16 protein-coding genes and 1 pseudogene are annotated in these 17,676 nt (G+C 36.3%); 9 read left to right on the top strand and 8 right to left on the bottom strand.

The window, feature by feature from the left end:
- Positions 1–301, top strand: a 301-nt coding sequence (locus tag PQ474_RS20395; protein WP_273847285.1) for an EamA family transporter, incomplete at its 5' end; no start/stop codon positions are given.
- 118 nt (positions 302–419) lie between these two features.
- Here the strand turns inward: PQ474_RS20395 and PQ474_RS20390 are convergent.
- The 3 genes from PQ474_RS20390 to PQ474_RS20380 all read right to left on the bottom strand — a co-directional run bounded on the left by PQ474_RS20390 (position 420) and on the right by PQ474_RS20380 (position 3,242).
- Positions 420–1,412: an aldo/keto reductase gene (locus tag PQ474_RS20390; protein WP_273847283.1), complete on the bottom strand. Its 993-nt coding sequence runs from the start codon at positions 1,410–1,412 to the stop codon at positions 420–422.
- Positions 1,413–2,055: 643 nt separating this feature from the next.
- Positions 2,056–2,424 (bottom strand): hypothetical protein, encoded by a 369-nt coding sequence (locus tag PQ474_RS20385; protein WP_273847281.1) that lies wholly within the window; start codon positions 2,422–2,424, stop codon positions 2,056–2,058.
- Between the two features lie 122 nt (positions 2,425–2,546).
- Positions 2,547–3,242: a DUF1287 domain-containing protein gene (locus tag PQ474_RS20380; protein WP_273847279.1), complete on the bottom strand. Its 696-nt coding sequence runs from the start codon at positions 3,240–3,242 to the stop codon at positions 2,547–2,549.
- 199 nt (positions 3,243–3,441) lie between these two features.
- On the opposite strand from PQ474_RS20380, the gene PQ474_RS20375 reads away from it, so the two are divergent.
- The 5 genes from PQ474_RS20375 to PQ474_RS20355 all read left to right on the top strand — a co-directional run bounded on the left by PQ474_RS20375 (position 3,442) and on the right by PQ474_RS20355 (position 9,514).
- On the top strand, positions 3,442–4,599 hold the full coding sequence (locus PQ474_RS20375; protein ID WP_273847277.1) for an exonuclease SbcCD subunit D: 1,158 nt from the start codon (positions 3,442–3,444) through the stop codon (positions 4,597–4,599).
- Positions 4,596–7,688 carry an AAA family ATPase gene (locus PQ474_RS20370; RefSeq protein ID WP_273847275.1) on the top strand — a complete coding sequence of 1,031 codons (3,093 nt, stop codon included), beginning with the start codon at positions 4,596–4,598 and terminating at the stop codon, positions 7,686–7,688. Before PQ474_RS20375 ends, PQ474_RS20370 begins: the two co-directional genes overlap by 4 nt.
- Positions 7,689–7,940: 252 nt before the next feature.
- A complete protein-coding gene (locus PQ474_RS20365; protein WP_273847273.1) occupies positions 7,941–8,234 on the top strand; it encodes a hypothetical protein in 294 nt (97 codons plus the stop codon).
- A 223-nt stretch (positions 8,235–8,457) separates the two neighbouring features.
- Positions 8,458–9,066 carry a Phr family secreted Rap phosphatase inhibitor gene (locus tag PQ474_RS20360; protein ID WP_273847271.1) on the top strand — a complete coding sequence of 203 codons (609 nt, stop codon included), beginning with the start codon at positions 8,458–8,460 and terminating at the stop codon, positions 9,064–9,066.
- 133 nt (positions 9,067–9,199) lie between these two features.
- Positions 9,200–9,514 carry a transposase gene (locus PQ474_RS20355; protein WP_273847269.1) on the top strand — a complete coding sequence of 105 codons (315 nt, stop codon included), beginning with the start codon at positions 9,200–9,202 and terminating at the stop codon, positions 9,512–9,514.
- Positions 9,515–9,559: 45 nt separating this feature from the next.
- Here the strand turns inward: PQ474_RS20355 and PQ474_RS20350 are convergent, their stop codons facing one another.
- Positions 9,560–9,805, bottom strand: coding sequence for an HPr family phosphocarrier protein (locus tag PQ474_RS20350; protein ID WP_273847267.1), 246 nt, complete (start codon positions 9,803–9,805; stop codon positions 9,560–9,562).
- 167 nt (positions 9,806–9,972) lie between these two features.
- Positions 9,973–10,419, bottom strand: coding sequence for a universal stress protein (locus tag PQ474_RS20345; protein ID WP_273847265.1), 447 nt, complete (start codon positions 10,417–10,419; stop codon positions 9,973–9,975).
- Between the two features lie 255 nt (positions 10,420–10,674).
- On the opposite strand from PQ474_RS20345, the gene PQ474_RS20340 reads away from it, so the two are divergent.
- A complete protein-coding gene (locus PQ474_RS20340; RefSeq protein ID WP_273847263.1) occupies positions 10,675–11,466 on the top strand; it encodes a Cof-type HAD-IIB family hydrolase in 792 nt (263 codons plus the stop codon).
- A gap of 233 nt (positions 11,467–11,699) precedes the next feature.
- Here the strand turns inward: PQ474_RS20340 and PQ474_RS20335 are convergent.
- The 3 genes and pseudogenes from PQ474_RS20335 to PQ474_RS20325 form a co-directional block, all read right to left on the bottom strand.
- Positions 11,700–11,828, bottom strand: a pseudogene (locus PQ474_RS20335) (IS256 family transposase); the annotation flags it as partial.
- A 495-nt stretch (positions 11,829–12,323) separates the two neighbouring features.
- Entirely contained in the window at positions 12,324–13,256 is a 933-nt protein-coding gene (locus tag PQ474_RS20330; RefSeq protein WP_273847261.1) for a response regulator, read from the bottom strand.
- Positions 13,256–14,560, bottom strand: coding sequence for a sensor histidine kinase (locus PQ474_RS20325; protein ID WP_273847294.1), 1,305 nt, complete (start codon positions 14,558–14,560; stop codon positions 13,256–13,258). Before PQ474_RS20325 ends, PQ474_RS20330 begins: the two co-directional genes overlap by 1 nt.
- Positions 14,561–14,950: 390 nt before the next feature.
- Between PQ474_RS20325 and PQ474_RS20320 the strand changes: the two genes are divergently transcribed.
- Positions 14,951–16,372 carry an alanine/glycine:cation symporter family protein gene (locus PQ474_RS20320; RefSeq protein ID WP_273847292.1) on the top strand — a complete coding sequence of 474 codons (1,422 nt, stop codon included), beginning with the start codon at positions 14,951–14,953 and terminating at the stop codon, positions 16,370–16,372.
- Between the two features lie 320 nt (positions 16,373–16,692).
- On the top strand, positions 16,693–17,661 hold the full coding sequence (locus PQ474_RS20315; protein ID WP_273847259.1) for a glutaminase: 969 nt from the start codon (positions 16,693–16,695) through the stop codon (positions 17,659–17,661).
- The last annotated feature ends 15 nt before the right edge of the window (positions 17,662–17,676 follow it).

Raw genomic sequence — 17,676 nt, 5'->3', positions numbered from 1 at the left:
TAACTTCATTTTACACGAAGTATCATGGGCTTTTTTGTGTTTATTTTTAGGTGTCGCACTTAATATTACAATTCGTCTATTAGAAAAAGGGGATCCTGGAAAGGTAAGCGCATTTTTATTTTTGGCCCCATTTTTTGGTGTTTTATCAGGGTGGGTGTTGTTAGGTGAAGCCATCGAATGGTATGTAATGCTTGGAGGACTGTTAATTTTTATTGGGATCTTCTTAGTGAATTGGAGAGGGAAATCAGTAAGTGTAGTTAATATTCGAACGAAAGAAGCATTCGTGAATAGTAGTAACTAATATCATTTTCATCAATAAAACCTCTTCAAACTTAAGAGATTGTTCAAAGTGTAATCCGGCTTTGAACAATCTCTTTTACTAATCATTGCATCTACCTTGTTGACGGAGAGAAGTCTATTTAAATCTCCCGGCGGAACTTTTCTAAGAAACGAGTCGGGTATTCAGAAGGGAGGCTACTTACTTGATCCAATTCGTTGAATTGATCTTCTGTTAATCTCCAGTCTACCGCTCCGATATTTTCGTCAAATTGCTCAAGTGTTCGAGCGCCAAAAATAGGGGACGTAACGCCTTCTTTCATTAATAACCAGTTTAGTGCTACTTGGGCTGGTGTTTTATCAATTTGTGCAGCTATCTCTTTTACGGTGTTCACTATTTTAAAATTACGTTCAGTTCCTTTGTTTTCCCAACTAGATTCACCACTTACTGCCGTAGCGAGGCGACCAAATGAAGGCTTTTCCAGGCTTTCATACTTACCCGTTAAAAAACCGCTACCTAAAGGACCCCAAGGAAGTACACCAATTCCTTCTTCTATACATAAGGACATGACTTCTCGGTCCATTTCACGGTTCACTAAGCTGTATTGCGGTTGAATCGAGATGAATTTTGCATAGCCCTTTAGTTCACTCTGAGATAATGATTTCATTAATTGCCACGCTAAGAAATTGGAGCATCCAATGTAACGAACTTTTCCAGAAGTAATCAGGTCATCTAGTGTACGTAATGTTTCTTCAATGGGGGTTAAATGATCCCAAACATGAAGCTGGTAAAGGTCTATATAGTCGGTCTGAAGTCTTTTTAAACTCGCTTCTATACCGTCGATCACTCTTTTTCTTGAATAGCCTACATCATTAGGCTTGTCTCCTACTCTCATCCTTACTTTCGTAGCAAGAATGACATCTTGACGGAAATCCTTAATGGTTTTTCCAACAATTTCTTCTGACACGCCACTGACATAAACGTCAGCAGTATCAATGAAATTCCCACCAGCGTCAAGAAAACGATGAATCATTGTGGTGGAATCTTCCTCTGAAGTGGTGTTGCCAAAAGTCATCGTTCCTAGACATAACTCTGAAACGGCTAAACCACTTCTTCCAAGTGTTTTATATTTCATGATGAAAACTCCTTCGCAAAAGATTATGTAGATATAAATAGTTTAGCATGATGTTTGAAAAATTGGAAAATAGTTGGGCTCAATTAATTTATAATATAGAAGTTGTTAAGAAAATTAGTACTATCCAAAATATATTCTAGGGTGATCGTTCAGCTGAAAATTCAGATTCGTAGGGGGAAAGTCTTTTATACTAGCGTAAAAGATTCATTAGAAAGCGCCTAACAGAAAACAGGTGGTGATAAACGTTGAAAAATAATTGTAATCATATTAGAAGGAAGTCTAGTACATTGCTTACGAAAAGATAGAAGTCCGTACGAATTCTGTTTGTAATGATACTCGGAGCCATTTTATCGGCCTATCTGAATAAGGTTTGTAATATGGATGAATCTATCTTTTAATGCTATTTTCATAGGTTTGATTATGATGGGATTAATGAAAATAAAGAGGATCAATTAAAAGAAGAAGAAATTAAATTGAGAGAAAAAATTAGCCAATTGGTGTGCATATAGCAATGCATAGGACTTAAGGATTTTCTCCTTAAGTCCTATTTGTACTCGCAAGAACTGATCCTAACTTGATCATATGAAAAGTGACGATAATGGTTTATTCTTTTGGAGCCAAGCCTGCTAGCGTTATAGTTAAATTAAAATCCATCTTCCCCTGCTGTATAAGGAAGGTTTAAATTCCTTTCAACAGTCCGAAGTCTTTGATTTAACCGATTAAGCCTTCCTGTATGAAGTTCGTCGTTTTGATTTAGACGACTGATTTCTCCATTAATGCGATTTAACTCCCCGTTTATCCGAATGATTTCTTGATTGATTCTGGTTAGTTCAGTAACCTGCTGTTGATTTTGTCTTTCAAGTTCATTGACTCTGTTTTCGATCGTTTCTCTTTGAGGCTGCTGGCGTGTGAACCCTTGTGGTTCTGTCTGCGAATAAAAAGCGTTATGAGAATTTGGTACGTACGAATGGAACTGTTGAGGTGTATACCCGTGATAGTGATAGGGGTTCATTTGACAACTCTCCTTTTAAGGCTGGGATTATGATTTCCTAATAACCTATGTAAATAAGGTGGAGAGTGCTCATATTTTCAATCGAATTTTTTAGACTTTAAGGCTTGTCAGCTGTAAAAGTGTTAATAGTTCCAACGATAATGCCCAGCGATCGGTGTTGTAAACGAGCTCAGTTTCACCTCAGCGGCAAATGGACGGTTGTTGTGGATTAAATACGGGACACCGTCTTTGTCTCTCTTATCTGAAACGATACCAACATGGTGAAATCCATCTATAAAAACAACTATATCTCCTGGTTGCCATTCCTTCAGATTGTTTATGTCTTTCGGTATTAGGTCAGTAGTCAAAGACTCCGTAAAACGGTCGAAGTAAACAAATTGATTTGGGACACGACGAAAATCAATATTAGCGTCAGGAGTACCAGCAACGCGTGGATATAAAGCTGTGTTTTCACTAATATCCTGGTCAATCAAATCTTTCAAAACCACACCTGCCCCGAGCAACCCGCGCCAAATAACATCAGTACATACCCCCTCATCGTTAGGAGGATATCCACCAGCATAATAAGTGCTTTTATAAGTTGTTCGTTGTTCGACTTCTTTTCTGGCGGCTTGAACGATGTCAATAGGATCAGGAATGCCGTTGTTATTTTTATCCACATTTGAATATTCTTCAGGCATATTGATGACTTTTCCAAACGGACGTTTCATATGAACCCCAAGTGAGTCAAGAATAATTCCATCTCTAAAGAACAGGGTAAATAATAGGAGGGTTAAAATAAGGACAAATAGTAATCGTCTTGCGAATGTGCGTTTCATTCTTTACACCTCATTTGTTTAGGAGACTTTCCCATAGAGAAATCTTTCGTTTTTCTTTATTATAAAAAGTAGGATCATAGAGAAGTAACAGTCAAAGGGTATACTGTTTTTGGTATACCTTTCTAACATACTGATCATAGATGATTAGCAAGGTATTATGATAAATATACCATGAAATGGAAAAAGGACGGTGTTCGATTTGAAATTTTTTCACACAGCTGATTGGCATCTTGGAAAGCTTGTTCAAGGTGTTTATATGACAGAAGATCAAAAGCATGTTTTACAACAGTTTGTACAAGCGATCGAAGAAGAAAAGCCTGATGCTGTCATTATTGCGGGAGACCTTTATGACCGGTCCATTCCACCAACAGATGCAGTCGACTTACTTGATGAAATTTTAGAGACGATTGTTGTGAAGTTGAAGACACCTGTGCTAGCCGTAGGTGGAAATCATGATGGACCTGAGCGATTAGACTTTGGGAGTAAAATGATGAAATCAACGGGCTTTCATATTAAAGGCTCGTTCACGAAGCTACATGAACCAGTTATTTTACAAGATGAACATGGAGACGTTCATTTCCACCTCATACCATATGCAGAACCAAGTAAAGTTCGTTATGAGCTAGAAAATGATGCAATTCGTACGCATGACGAAGCGATGCGTGTGATCGTTGAAGAAGTGTCAAAGTCGATGGACTCAGGTGTTCGTCATGTGTTTGTGGGGCATGCATTTGTCACACCAGGTGGTGAAACAAAAGAGAACACGAGTGATTCGGAGCGTCCTTTAGCGATTGGAGGTGCTGAGCATGTGAATGCAAGCCATTTTGAGCCGTTTCACTATACGGCTCTTGGACACCTACATCAAGCGCATCACGTCGGCATTGAAAATGTTCGCTATGCGGGTTCACCTTTAAAATACTCGATTTCGGAAGAGCACCATAAAAAGGGATATTATGTTGTTGAATTAGATCAAAACGGACAAGCAACGGTTGAAAAGAAACTACTTGAACCAAGACGCCATATTCGTACGGTAAAAGGCAAAATAGATGAGATTGAAAAACATGAACGTAATGATGATTATGTGTTTATCAAATTGCTAGATGATAACCCGGTCATTTACCCAATGGAGCGTGTTCGAACGGTTTATCCGAATGCAATGCATGTTGAAAGAACCATAAAAGCGGTTACTCAAAGTGAAGAAACCCTCCCTTTAGTTTCCCGTTCTAAAATGGATGAACTCTCTTTATTTAGAGCTTTTTACAAAGAAGTCAAAAACGAAGAAATACAGGCGGATGCCGAGGAGTTATTTCGCGACGTTTTACAAGAAACTTTGCAAAAAGAAGGTGAGCGAGGATGAAACCATTAAAGATGACAATTACGGCCTTTGGACCGTATAAAAACGAAGAAACGATTGATTTTAAAGATTTAAAAGATCACCGACTCTTTGTTATTTCAGGAAACACAGGAGCAGGGAAGACATCAATTTTTGATGCGATTTGTTTTGCGTTGTATGGTGACGCAAGTGGAGAAGACAGAAGTGATTCACGGATGTTACGAAGTCAGTTTGCTGAAGATGACGTTCATACGTCTGTAGATTTTGAGTTTGAGTTACGTGGACGCTCGTTCAGAGTATTCAGGCAGATGCCCCATATAAAAGGCACAAACAAAACACCAACGGGAGACAAGTATGAACTATATGAAACAACTAATCAATCCGAAATATTATTAGTAGATCGCTTAACAGTTGGGAATGTCAATCAAAAAATTCAAGAGATTATTGGCTTAACAAAAGATCAGTTCAGACAGATTGTGATGCTGCCACAAGGTGAGTTTCGAAAGTTGCTCACGTCAGATACCGAAAATAAAGAAGAGATTCTTCGCAAAATTTTTCGAACGGTTCATTTTAAGCAAATGGCAGAGGGGTTAAATGAGAAACGCTTGGTCTCGCAAAAGGTATATGAAAAACAAAGACAAGAGCGAGATCTTTATATAAAAAATGTAGAGAAAACTCTCCCGAAAAGAGAGGGTTCGACTCTTGTTCAAGTGCTTGAACAAGAAAATTACAATACCCATCAAGTGCTCGAAGCATTAGCTGAAGAGACTTGCTTTTACTTAGAGGAACGAAACAAACAGCAGCAAAGACTAGACCAAACTAAGGAACAGTTAAAAGAAAAAACAGAACAGTATCATCTAGCTAAAGCAGTGAATGATCGGTTTAACGCGCTTAAAAAAGAGCGTCAACAAAAGATAAAGTTAGATGAACAGCTTCCAATTATACAAGAAAAAGAACAGAAACTGAGTCAAGCCATGAAAGCGAGTCAAATTGAAATTCATGAGAACTATCTTTTGGATGTAACCACTGAAAAAATCAATCTACAAAAAAATCAAGAAGCCGCTAAGTTTGAATTTGAACAAGCTGAAACCGCGCTATCACAAGCTCAAAAGGCTTATTTAACGGAAGAGGAAAACAAACAAGTCCGTGAAGAAGCTAACTTAACGGTTAATAAGCTTAAGGAATATCTTCCTGATGTATCAGAGCTCGATCAAAAAAAACAAACAGTGACTCTGTTCAAGCAAGAAGTATTAGCACTTCACGATAGAGTGGAGCATATTAACAAAACACGAACAGAAAAGAAAGATGAAAAAGGAAGTTTAGTTACAAAAATTAAGCAGCTTGAGGAAAACATAAAGGGAATTCCTGAAACTAGTCAAAATTTACAGATTGTACAGGCGCAAGTTAAAGCAGGGAAAGCCTATTTATCCTTATCAGCGAAGCAAGTCAAACTGTCGAATCAAGTTTTCCTAAAAGAAGTAGAATTAGGGAAAGTGAAGGAGACTTATGAACAGTTAGAAACTCTTTGGATAGAAGGACAGGCAAGTTTGCTTGCAAAGCATCTCCATGAGGGTGCACCTTGTCCAGTATGTGGAAGCGAAGAACATCCAAATCGAGCAGAATCTACAGCAGAAATCCCAACAAAGGATTTGCTTGATCAAAAGCGTTTCGAAAAAGACCAAATGGATGGTGCCTACCGAACTTTGCAAGCAGAACTAAGTGCTGTCTATTCTCAGACTAATGAAAAAAAACAGGAATTGATCACCTTAGGGGTAAAGGTCGAGCAAAACGAGGTCGATCTTGAGCAGTTAAAACAGGTTGAACAAGAGCTTGAAACCAAGTTGCTACGTTTAAAATCGGATCAAGAAAAAGTAGATGGACTGAGAATGAAGCAAGAGAAATTAGAAGATATCATTGAAGATTTAGAAACAGAGAAAACGTACACAGAGTCTTCACTTCATCAAAAACAGTCGAGCTACCAAACGGAACAAGCACTACTAGAACAGAAAATGAACACAATCCCAGAACACCTGCAATCCATTGATGCACTTGCCGGGGAAATAAAAAAAGCACAACAAGTTAAACAAGAGCTTGAACAAAGATGGCAGGACGTTCAACAAGAGCTAACCCAAGCAAAGGAACGTCAATTAACAGCTGATATGACATTGAAAAACGTTGTTCAACAGCTTGAGGTAACACTCGAGAAAAAAGCAAAGGCACTTCGTACGTTTAAGGAAGCTCTTCTAGAAGCAAATTTTGCTTCTGAAGAAGATTATGTGGATTGTAAACTTCCGAAACAAAGTCGTGAAGCTATACAGAACGAAGTCGAGTTATTTAAGGCAAATCGTTCCTCTCTTACTCAACAAATTGAAAATACAGAGAAAGAGCTTCAAGGTAAGGAACAAAAAGATTTACACGTCTTAGTTGAACAGTTGAAGCAATTAGAGCAAGAGCTTGAAGGGATTCACCAAGGGTTAACACAAATAAATCAGTTCTACGAAGCTGCCATGAAGGGGAAAAACAACATTGAGCTGGCCCACGAGCAGGTGGAAGAAGCAGAAGAAATGTTTTACCTTCATAAAGACCTTTATGATGTCGTTAGAGGAGAAAACTCGAAAAAGATGTCATTTGAAAGGTATTTGCAAATAGAATTTTTGGAACAGATTGTCCAAGCTGCCAATGAGCGTTTAAATCGTTTATCCAATGGTCAATTCCAGCTCATTCGCAGTGAGCGACTTGAAAAGAGAGGAAAACAAAGTGGACTTGGTCTTGATGTATTTGATAATTATACGGGACATAATCGCGATGTGAAAACTTTATCAGGTGGAGAGAAGTTTCATGCATCCTTAAGTCTAGCACTTGGTATGGCTGACGTAATTCAATCTCATCAAGGTGGGATTTCAATTGAAACGATGTTTATTGATGAAGGCTTTGGATCGTTAGATGAAGAGTCGTTGAATAAAGCAATTGATACGCTAATTGACCTTCAACAATCAGGGAGGTTGATTGGAATCATCTCCCACGTACAAGAGTTGAAGCAAGCCATTCCAGCGATTTTAGATGTAAAGAAAACAAGAGAAGGACACAGTCAAACAACCTTTATTCTTAAATAAGAAAGTGGACACCTTACAAGGGCTACTGAAAAAAGACTTTTTCGGTAGATTTGTAGGGTGTTTTCGGTTTGAAATCTCAAAAAATCTCTATAAAACCACGAAGATTGTATGAGATTTAAAGAGTGATATCGCAAAAAAAGTAAAAAACTCCTAATGAGATGTTAAAGTCGTGGAAGCCCTATACATTGAAAATGAAACGAGATAGGATAACAATTGTAAACGAAAAACAAAAACACATAGGAGGTTTTTACTTTGAAAAAGATTTTATTAACAACAGCTTCTGCAGTTTTATCATTAGGGATTTTAGCAGCATGTGGTGATGATGGTATAGACGAACCGACTCTAGGAGGAGAAGAACAAGACTTTGAGCAAGAGATGGAATTTGACGAAAGTGAAGGAACCGAAGAATTTGATACAGATGTAGAAGCGGAATTTGATGAGACAGAAGAATTTGATACAGAGTTTGATGCTGAAATGGATGAGACAGAAGAGTTTGATACGGAATTCGATGCAGAAACAGAAGATACGGAAGAAGACGGACTATAAGACTAAAAACGATCTTATCCGAACAAACTATCTCTCTTATCGAGAGTCGATATAGATGAAATGGTTCTTAAGGCTCGATCAAAAAGCAAACCCCACCTTTTAGTCTAACAAAGGTGAGGTTTGCTAGGTTTTTCTAGTTCAAAATACTTACTCCTCTTGTATCTTGAATGACAAGGGATCTCCTATATAATAAATGGAGTAGATTTTGAATATTGGAGGGACTATGAAGAAATTTGGATACATGTTCATTGGTGCGTTATTCACGCTTATTTTATCGATTGGTTTCTTATCGTTTGCAGATAGTGAAACCGATTTTAATAACGAAACGCTCGAAGAAGTAACAGATCTTCAAACTGACTTCATACTTGAAGAAAGCAAACTAGGGGAAGAGCTTATACATGTGGTGGAGGAAAGCCCTGTCTTGGCGGTACATGTCAATACAAGCGAACCGATAAAAAAGAAGGAAGATTCATTAGTTAATGAAGAACTGATTGTAGCAGGGAATCCTTTTTTAGAGAAGCTTGAAAAGCTAGAAATCACTATAGAAAGTGATCAAACTGAGATTAAACTTAAGCAGGAACGAAAAAAGAAAAAAGTGAAATCAGAAGTAGAAATTGAGTGGAAAAATGAAAAAGTGAAATTAAAAGATCAAAGAGCCGAGGAGTTTATTGAAGAAATGTTTTCTGCGGTTGATATAGAAGAGACACAGGACTTGCCATTGCTTGCAGAGCAATGGCTCGAAGAATTTCAAATGAATCCTCATGCGGTTGAAATTGATATTCAAATCGAAAAGCTCGATGGAACTACTTATAAATTTGAAGTTGATAACTAGTCAAAAGAACTAATGCGGTTTACATAAATCGCATTAGTTCTTTTTTTGTGTTGAAAATAGAGACCGGCTTAAAATCTATGAAATGGTCTATACTGATAAATGCATTTTTACTAACTAAAGAAGGTGATTTTTAGTGAATTTCTGGATTGGTTGTGCCGTCCTTATCGTTCCAATTGTTATGTTTTTCGTTCAAAAGGTATGGGAACGAGCTAGGTTTTTATTCAGCCTAGTAGCTTTTACGGCTACGGTCATTTTTGGCTCCATTTCAGCGAATGCGATCTACTTCATTTTAGAAACAAATGAGGTCTTTATGACGACTATTCATGGAATCTTTTTAAACCGATTTTTTCTTATAACAGGTGCTTATTTAGGGTGGTATATTCTATATCAATTACTTCTTATCATCATGAAGGATAGAAAAGAAGTAGTTGGAGTGAAAGGAAAATAAAAAAGGTTACTCAAAAGGCCAACAGACCTTTTGAGTAACCTCCTCCTACACTTTTTCAAATAAACCAAGGTTTACAATAGATTCGACCCCTTCTTGACTTTTACTACCTCTAACTTCGAACTCGATTTCTTGCTCTGGTTGTAATGAAATCGCCAGTAAGCCTAAAAGACTTTTGGCATCAACGACCCAGTGTGCTTTTCGAATCAAAATGGTTTCTGGATATTCACTTGCTTTATTTACTAGACGACTGGCTGCTTCTCCAAAAATCGGTTGTAAGACTTTTACTCTCATTATGCACGCTCCCATATATATTTTTGCAAAGGATTTTGCGTTTATATTTATATGAAATAAGTGGCTCATAAATGTTTAGAAAGACTAAAGGGATAAGGATAATGTGTTTTATTAGTTCAAAAAACTCGTAGAATGGTTTCCTACGAGTTTTTTGTAATACGTTTATATTAATCACGTTTACGAACGATCAGAACGTCGCATTTAGCCCGTCTTACGATATTTTCTGAAACACTACCAACAATCAGGCGCTCAACCGCATTTAAACCAGTTGCACCGGCGACGATTAATTCTACGTTGTGTTTTGGAGCTATTTCAGTTGCTATTGTAATTTTAGGGGTTCCAAATTCAAGAACGCTTTTGACATTGGTGAGACCTGCTTGAACAGCTTTTTCCTGACATTCATTTAGAAGCGAGTTTCCATATTGCTTGGCATGCTCAACATATGAATGATCTGATATTGCTATCGTTCCTGTCGAACGGTTATCGAGAACAAAGCAAATGATCAATTGTGCATCGTCTTCCTTTGCTAGATAAATGGCTTTATCTAAGGCATAATTAGCCTCGGTGGACCCGTCAACTGCAACAAGGATGGTTTGATAATTTAAAATGGTCATGTCAATCACTCCTTCGAATTTAAATAAGGTTGACTTCTTGTTTAAGTCCTTTGTTAATTACAGAATAAGAGATTTACTAATATTTAACTGTGACATGAATCACAATTTTTCTTTTTTTCCTTTTTCTAATAAAAACTACTTAGCCCATTTTTCTAGATAATGAAATAGAAAAATAAAGTCATGTTATACTCAATTCATCTCTAAACATATTTATTTGCGAGTGACATTTTGTGAAAGTAAAAAAGGAGAGTTTGAATGAGAAAACATACTATCTTGTTCCTTGATATCGATGGAACGATCATAACGCCAGAAGACGAGATTGAACAATCAACAAAAGAAGCCATAAAACAAGTTCAACAACAGGGGTTAGAGGTGTTCCTCGCAACAGGGAGACCATTACATGAAATTAATGAAATAGGGGAAGAGTTACAAATTGAATCTTTTATTGGTTACAATGGGGCTTTTGCTATACATAAGGGAAAAGAGGTGTGTATGGAGCCAATGGAGGCTAGTACAGTAGAAGCTTTCCTCAATATCATGGAAGACAAAGGTCATGAAGCGATCCTATACACAAATGAAAAAAATCTGCTCACTACAAATGAAGCTCCGGTTATGAGGAAATTCATTAACCAATTTCATTTAAAACACAATGAAAGGTATCATTCTTCTTACCGCAATCATATTTTAGGAATCTCCTTAATGAACCTCAAAGCAAATGATGTAGCTCTTTATGAAGAAGCGGGCATCATTCATCTGTCACCGATAAATGTAGAAGGATTTAAGGATCATGCTTTTGATGTGATCCGTGACAAGGTTCATAAAGGATTTGCAGTATCAAAAGTGTTAGATTTCCTTGGGCTGTCAAAGGAAACGGCGATTGCCTTTGGCGATGGAATGAATGACAAAGAAATGCTTAGCTTTGTAGGAGAAGGATTTGCTATGGGAAATGCGCAGCCGGAGCTTCTTCCATATGCTAAGCATCAAACAACGGATGTCAGGAATTCAGGTGTGTTTAACGGGTTGAAAAGCTTGGGGTTGGTTGAATAATGGATAAAGGCCTGGGAGGTAATGCTTAGATTACTAAGTTGTTACCTTCCTTTTTATTTTTAAGTTCAACTTTTACAATTTTAATTATTTTATTATGGGGGGCAAAATCATTGAATTGTAGGGATTTATTACGTTAAATACGATTATTATTAATAGAATAGTTAAAATTATAGAAGGCGGACTTGATTTAAACTCTGTTTTCATCACTAACTCTCATGGTTATGGTATGTATAAACTTCTAGCCAGAAACTGGCACTCTCATTCTCAACAATCCCAATCTCTGAGGTTTCCTTCTGCCCGGACATGGGGATGTCCAAAACACTGTAGGCTACCTTATTGATGATTTGATTATCTTTACACACTGGATTGCATCAAAAAACAATAATCGTTTTGTTTGCATAGTCTTGCATAAATGGTCATCTCTTTATTGGAAAGTATGACCATTTACACAAAACTTCTTACGCTTTCCTTTAAAGAAAAGGACAAAAAAGAATAGTATATATAAACATTAGTTTATCCTCTTGATTAGTGCCTGACTATGGAACTTAGAAATAAAAACGATCCCTTAACTCCTTACAGTCTAATTTGAAATTATGCATTAAATGTTACATTGGTTCTACACTGCAATATTATATATCTGCTCTACTACTTATATATTGTTTAACAAGGAATACACTACTTCTTTTAACACTTTATCATCGACTTCTTTAATATCACACTCCTTTTTTCCAAGACACTTTTTTACATTGTCAGACAATTTTCATTGAAGTGTTACTATTCCATGTTTAACGTTGATAAATATTCAATTTCCGTACGATTTTGCATTGAGTGTAACAGATAGCTGTTTTTATCTGATTTTATCCGTCTAACATCATTCGTTTTGCTTCAAAATATAAAGCTTGAATAAACTTTTTCATATTAATTCGTGTTGAAGTGAATGATGGTTTTGATTCGTTCTTTAATTCTGTCATCTTTTTGCGAACGATAGTAAAGTCAAAAAAATAGGAAGCATACTTTTCAAATTTCGCATTTGAAAAGTCCGTAAGTCCCAAAGAGGCTAAGTGTTTCAATGACTGATAAATCGTTCTACGAACACGTTGTTTAGACGCTTTTTCTTCCCTTCTTAAGTCTGCTTCGTCTGCTGAAGCTCCAAGCTTTTTATTTGCCAAATACTTATAAATGTCATTCAGAGAAGGGAATCCGTGATCAAACGTATTCTTCTTTTCATAATTAAGTAAAAAAACCAAAATCTCTATTAAATCTTTGCTTCCATTTTCACCCGAAATGCCTAATTCCGACAAAAGGAACTCCCCATAATTCTTAATATTGTATTCCTTAAAAGATGACTTCTTTTGACTCAATCCAGTATCCATTTGAAGTACAGTGTTTAATGACTTTTGAATGTCGTTAATCGATTTTTCTAAGCGTGTATGTTCCATCACTTTTCGGATAACAGCTATTACTTCGATTTTATTAATCGGCTTTATAATATAGTGATCTATTCCAAGTAGATACGCTTCACTAATGAGCTCCTTTGATTCTATCTGAGAAATCATAATGATTTTTCCCTTAAAAGTCGGTTGGATCGATCGAATCGTTTCAAGACCATCACGATTAGGCATTAATAAATCAATCAACAAAATATCGACCTTTTTCAAATTTAATGCTTCTCCCTCGACTAATGCTCCATCATCGGATTCACCAACAACTTCCCCTAGATCTTCATCCTCGATAAATTGAGACAGCATCGAACGAATCGTTTCATCATCATCTGTTATATAAAAATTCATTATGAATCCTCCTTTTCAATTAAATTCTCAACTGGCAAGCAAATTGTAAATATTGTCCCTTTTTCTCTTGTGTCACTTTGGAAGGTAGCGTTTCCATTAAGCTTTGTGACCATGTCTTCTACAAAGGTTAACCCAATACCTGTCGAGGGATTACCCATACCGTCATATTTAGAAGTGAAGCCAGGTTTGAATATTAATTCCCTATACTTTTCTGAGATACCAGGTCCGTCATCTTCAACCCGAAATTCAACTGAATTCGGCGGCTGAGAACTAACCTCTATTTTGATCGTTCCCTTTTCTTGAATGGCTTCTACAGCGTTTGCGACTAAATTATTGACAATCGATAGAATGGTATATATATGGTAAGAGGGATGAACCCCTTTAATGATAAAGCTAAAGTGAATATCTTTTTCTAATAAACTAGCATATTTTTCATTGGCTCGAACAATTATTTTAATTAGTTCGGTAATATTGACGTAATCTGTAAAGCTTTCATTTGAAATAAGTTTTGATAATCCGGCAAAAATTCTTTGACTATCTTTTTTAATGTCATGTACTTCACCAGCAATTTCAAGTAATTGTTGACGAGTTTTTTTTAGGAGTTTGTCTTCTATAGGATGATGTTGATTTAATTCTCTATATAGTTCGTAAGCTTTTCTAGTAATCGTTTCTGAATTTTGAAGTGTTTTTTTCAAATGAATCGTTTCCTCATATAAATTAGAAACGTGTAATAACATATGTTCATTTCTCTTTCGAACTTCGATTTCTCGAGATTGTGCTTCATATAGTTTCATCATACTAAAAACACCCAATACCATAAAGCTATGAAAAAGAGCAATAAGAACTATTTCGGACAATAAGCCTGAAGGAAAGCGAACTCCAAATACAATATATTGCATGAGTAACTCTGCAAAGTCGGACAATATTTCAATGATTATACCAAATAAACCAATGATCCAAGGACGATGGTGAAAACGATTAACTTTTGCGAAATAAAAAAGGCAAGTATAAGTGAAGTAAAAGAAAAAAGTCGGATAATGAGTTTCAAACGAAATTAACCAGTTAAAGTTTGATTGCATCATGAAATCTAGTAGCATTCGAAACAACACAACAAGTACAGCTGTTAAAAAACCTGGGATAATGGCAGACTTTCTTAAAAATAGAAGGAATAAGAAAAGAGTTGGTGGTCCTAAGCTAACTCGAAACGTTTCATTAATCGGATAAAAGTTAATTTCGCCTGCTAATGGAACAAAAAATATCATGAATAGAATAATAGTCCGCTCTTTCCTTAGTAAAGGATTCATATTCAAAATGTGTCACTTCCCATGTGAAAATTCCAACTAATTAAAGTTAGTTTATATAAAAGATTCTTTTTATTCAATTACTATAGCACATCTACAAATATTAAATAAAATTTTCGTTTTATTTGTAGTATTCTGTTTCTTTTTGTAGCCTAGATTCTAAACTAAAGTATATTTGTTAGGTTCTCTGGTGAAAGCGCATACAAAGGAGGTATCTTCAATTTAAAAAGGAAGGAATTGGATAATCGATTAAAGAGAAATATCAGGATGAATTCGTACAGCAGCAAATAGGAGATAACCGACAATAAATCTGCTTTTGAGAAGTTATGCATACCTCAATAAGGTATAAACGTAGAAAGATGCTGCTTTGGCTTATAAAAAAACAAAGAGGTGATCCTTGTGGTAGAAAGTTTGATTAATTGGGGTAATACAATTCTGTGGTCCTATGTTTTAATTGCTTTACTTGTTGGTTTAGGTATTTATTTTACTTTCCGAACAAAATTTGTTCAGGTTACAAATCTAAGAGAAATGTTTCGTTTGATGAAAGATAGTCCTACTACTAGTAATGGAAAGACTCAAGTTTCATCATTTGGAGCCTTCTGTATTAGTGCAGCTTCAAGAATTGGTACAGGTAATCTAGCTGGGGTAGCCATTGCGATTACATTAGGTGGTCCAGGTGCTGTATTCTGGATGTGGATTGTCGCAATCTTCGGTGCAGCATTAAGCTTTATTGAAAGTACTTTAGCTCAAGTCTATAAAGTAAAAGATACAAGTGGATTCAAAGGGGGTCCAGCCTACTATATGGAAAAAGCAATTGGGGCAAGGTGGATGGGCGTTTTATTTGCGCTTTTAATCACCTTCTGTTTTGGACTAGCTTTCAATTCCGTTCAAGCAAATACCATTACAGTTGCATTTGAGGAAGCATTTGGTACGAATCGCCTTATAATCGGTATAGGTTTAACCATACTTACCGGATTTGTTATCTTTGGAGGTGTTAAACGTATTGCTAAAGTGTCTCAGGTGATCGTACCTGTCATGGCTATATGTTATTTAATATTGGTTGCATATATAGTGATTTTAAACATTGGTGAAATTCCAAGAGTCATGGGTCTTATCGTATCTAGCGCATTTGGCTTAAACGAAGCAGTTGCTGGTGGAATAGGTGCAGCCATAATGAATGGTGTAAAACGTGGATTATTTTCTAACGAAGCTGGTATGGGAAGTGCACCTGTTGCAGCAGCAACAGCGGATGTAAGTCACCCCGCAAAACAGGGGTTTGTTCAAACACTAGGTGTTTTTGTTGATACCTTATTAATTTGTAGTGCAACAGCGTTTATTATTTTATTATCTGGAATTGCTGGAGAAGGAATGGGTGGCATTCAGCTTACTCAGAGTGCATTAGCCAGCCACGTCGGACCGTGGGCAAGTATTTTCGTCGCTATTGCGATCCTATTATTTTGCTTTAGTTCAATTATTGGAAATTATTACTACGGGGAATCTAACATTGGATATATTAAGGAAAATAAAGCAGCCATTTTTGTCTTCCGACTAGCTGTGTTAGGGATGATTCTTTTAGGTTCCGTTTCAAGTTTAAGCATGGTTTGGAATTTAGCTGACCTATTTATGGCACTTATGGCCATCACGAACTTAATCGCCCTGGCTTTCATTGGGAAAATCGCAATAGCCGTATTAAAAGATTACTTAAAACAGAAAAAAGAGGGAAGAGATCCTGTATTTTATGCAAGTAATATTAAGGGGCTTAAAAATGTAGAATGCTGGAAAGAGGAAGAAGTCGAGAAACGTAAAGAAGCATAAAAGACAAGAAAGCTCTTTGACTACCGGAAACGAATTTAATAAATGCTCATTTTGGAATAATCCAGTCTTCTTTTTGATTAAGACTGGATTATTTTGTTTATCATTCATATTTTTAGCTTAGCAAAAAGCAGTTATAGCTATCGATGTATTCCCCCCTATCTGTTCAGCCTAATGTAACGATGTAAAACAGGAATAAATAATAATTTAGAAAATAATTTTTTGATTAATTTGTAGTGTTTTGATTCTTTTCGTAGCTTAAATTCTAAACTGAATTATATCTATTAAACAAAATAACGAAAACGCTTACAAGGGGGGCAGAGATGAATCTAAAAATGATTTCTAAGGAGGAAAAATACCTTGACGAATGGGTCATGAACTATCGTTCGTTAGGCATTAATGGCCAATGTGCTGACTATATTCCTGCTTTAAAGGAGTCAAATCTATCGGATTTAGGAGTTTACATGATTAATCCCGATGGAGTGGAAATCAAGTCAGGAGATTGGGAAATCCCGTTTACTTTGCAAAGTATCTCAAAAGTCATTAGTTTTATTGCTGCATGTTTAGACCGTGGAATTTCTTATGTATTAGAACGTGTTGATGTAGAACCTACAGGGGACGCATTTAACTCTATCGTTCGATTAGAAATGCATAAACCGGGTAAACCGTTTAATCCAATGATTAACGCGGGAGCGATTACAGTAGCGTCTCTTCTTTATGGAGAATCGCCAGAGCAAAAGTTAGAATCAATATATGCATTAATAGAAAAAATGGTTGGGAAACGACCAACCTTGAATGAAAAAGTATTTCAGTCTGAGTGGAAAACAGCAAATCGAAATAGAGCTTTAGCTTATTATTTGAAAGAAAGTGGATTTTTAGAATCAGAAGTAGAGGTGGCGTTAGAAGTTTACTTAAAACAATGTTCAATCGAAGTAAATACAAAGGATATTGCGCTAATTGGTTTAATTCTATCCCAAAATGGATACGACCCCATTCACAAGAGACAAATCTTTCCTAAACAACTAGCCAAGCTAATTAAAGGTTTAATGTTAACTTGCGGAATGTATAATGCTTCAGGGAAATTTGCAGCATTTGTTGGAATACCAGCAAAAAGCGGAGTGTCCGGTGGGATTATGGCATCAGTTCCAGCTAGATACCGCCAGGAATTACCTTTTCAAACGGGCTGTGGTATTGGTATTTACGGACCTGCTATAGATGAATATGGTAATAGCCTTGCAGGTGTTGAGCTATTAAAACATATTGCTGAGGTGTGGGACTTTAGTATTTTTTAATGATTACAATCGCAT

The organism is Halalkalibacter alkalisediminis, from assembly GCF_028610705.1.
GTDB classification, from domain to species: Bacteria; Bacillota; Bacilli; order Bacillales; family Bacillaceae_D; genus Halalkalibacter; species Halalkalibacter alkalisediminis.
The sequence above is the reverse complement of the archived record's forward strand: the minus strand, read 5'-3'. Positions and strand labels throughout refer to the sequence as shown.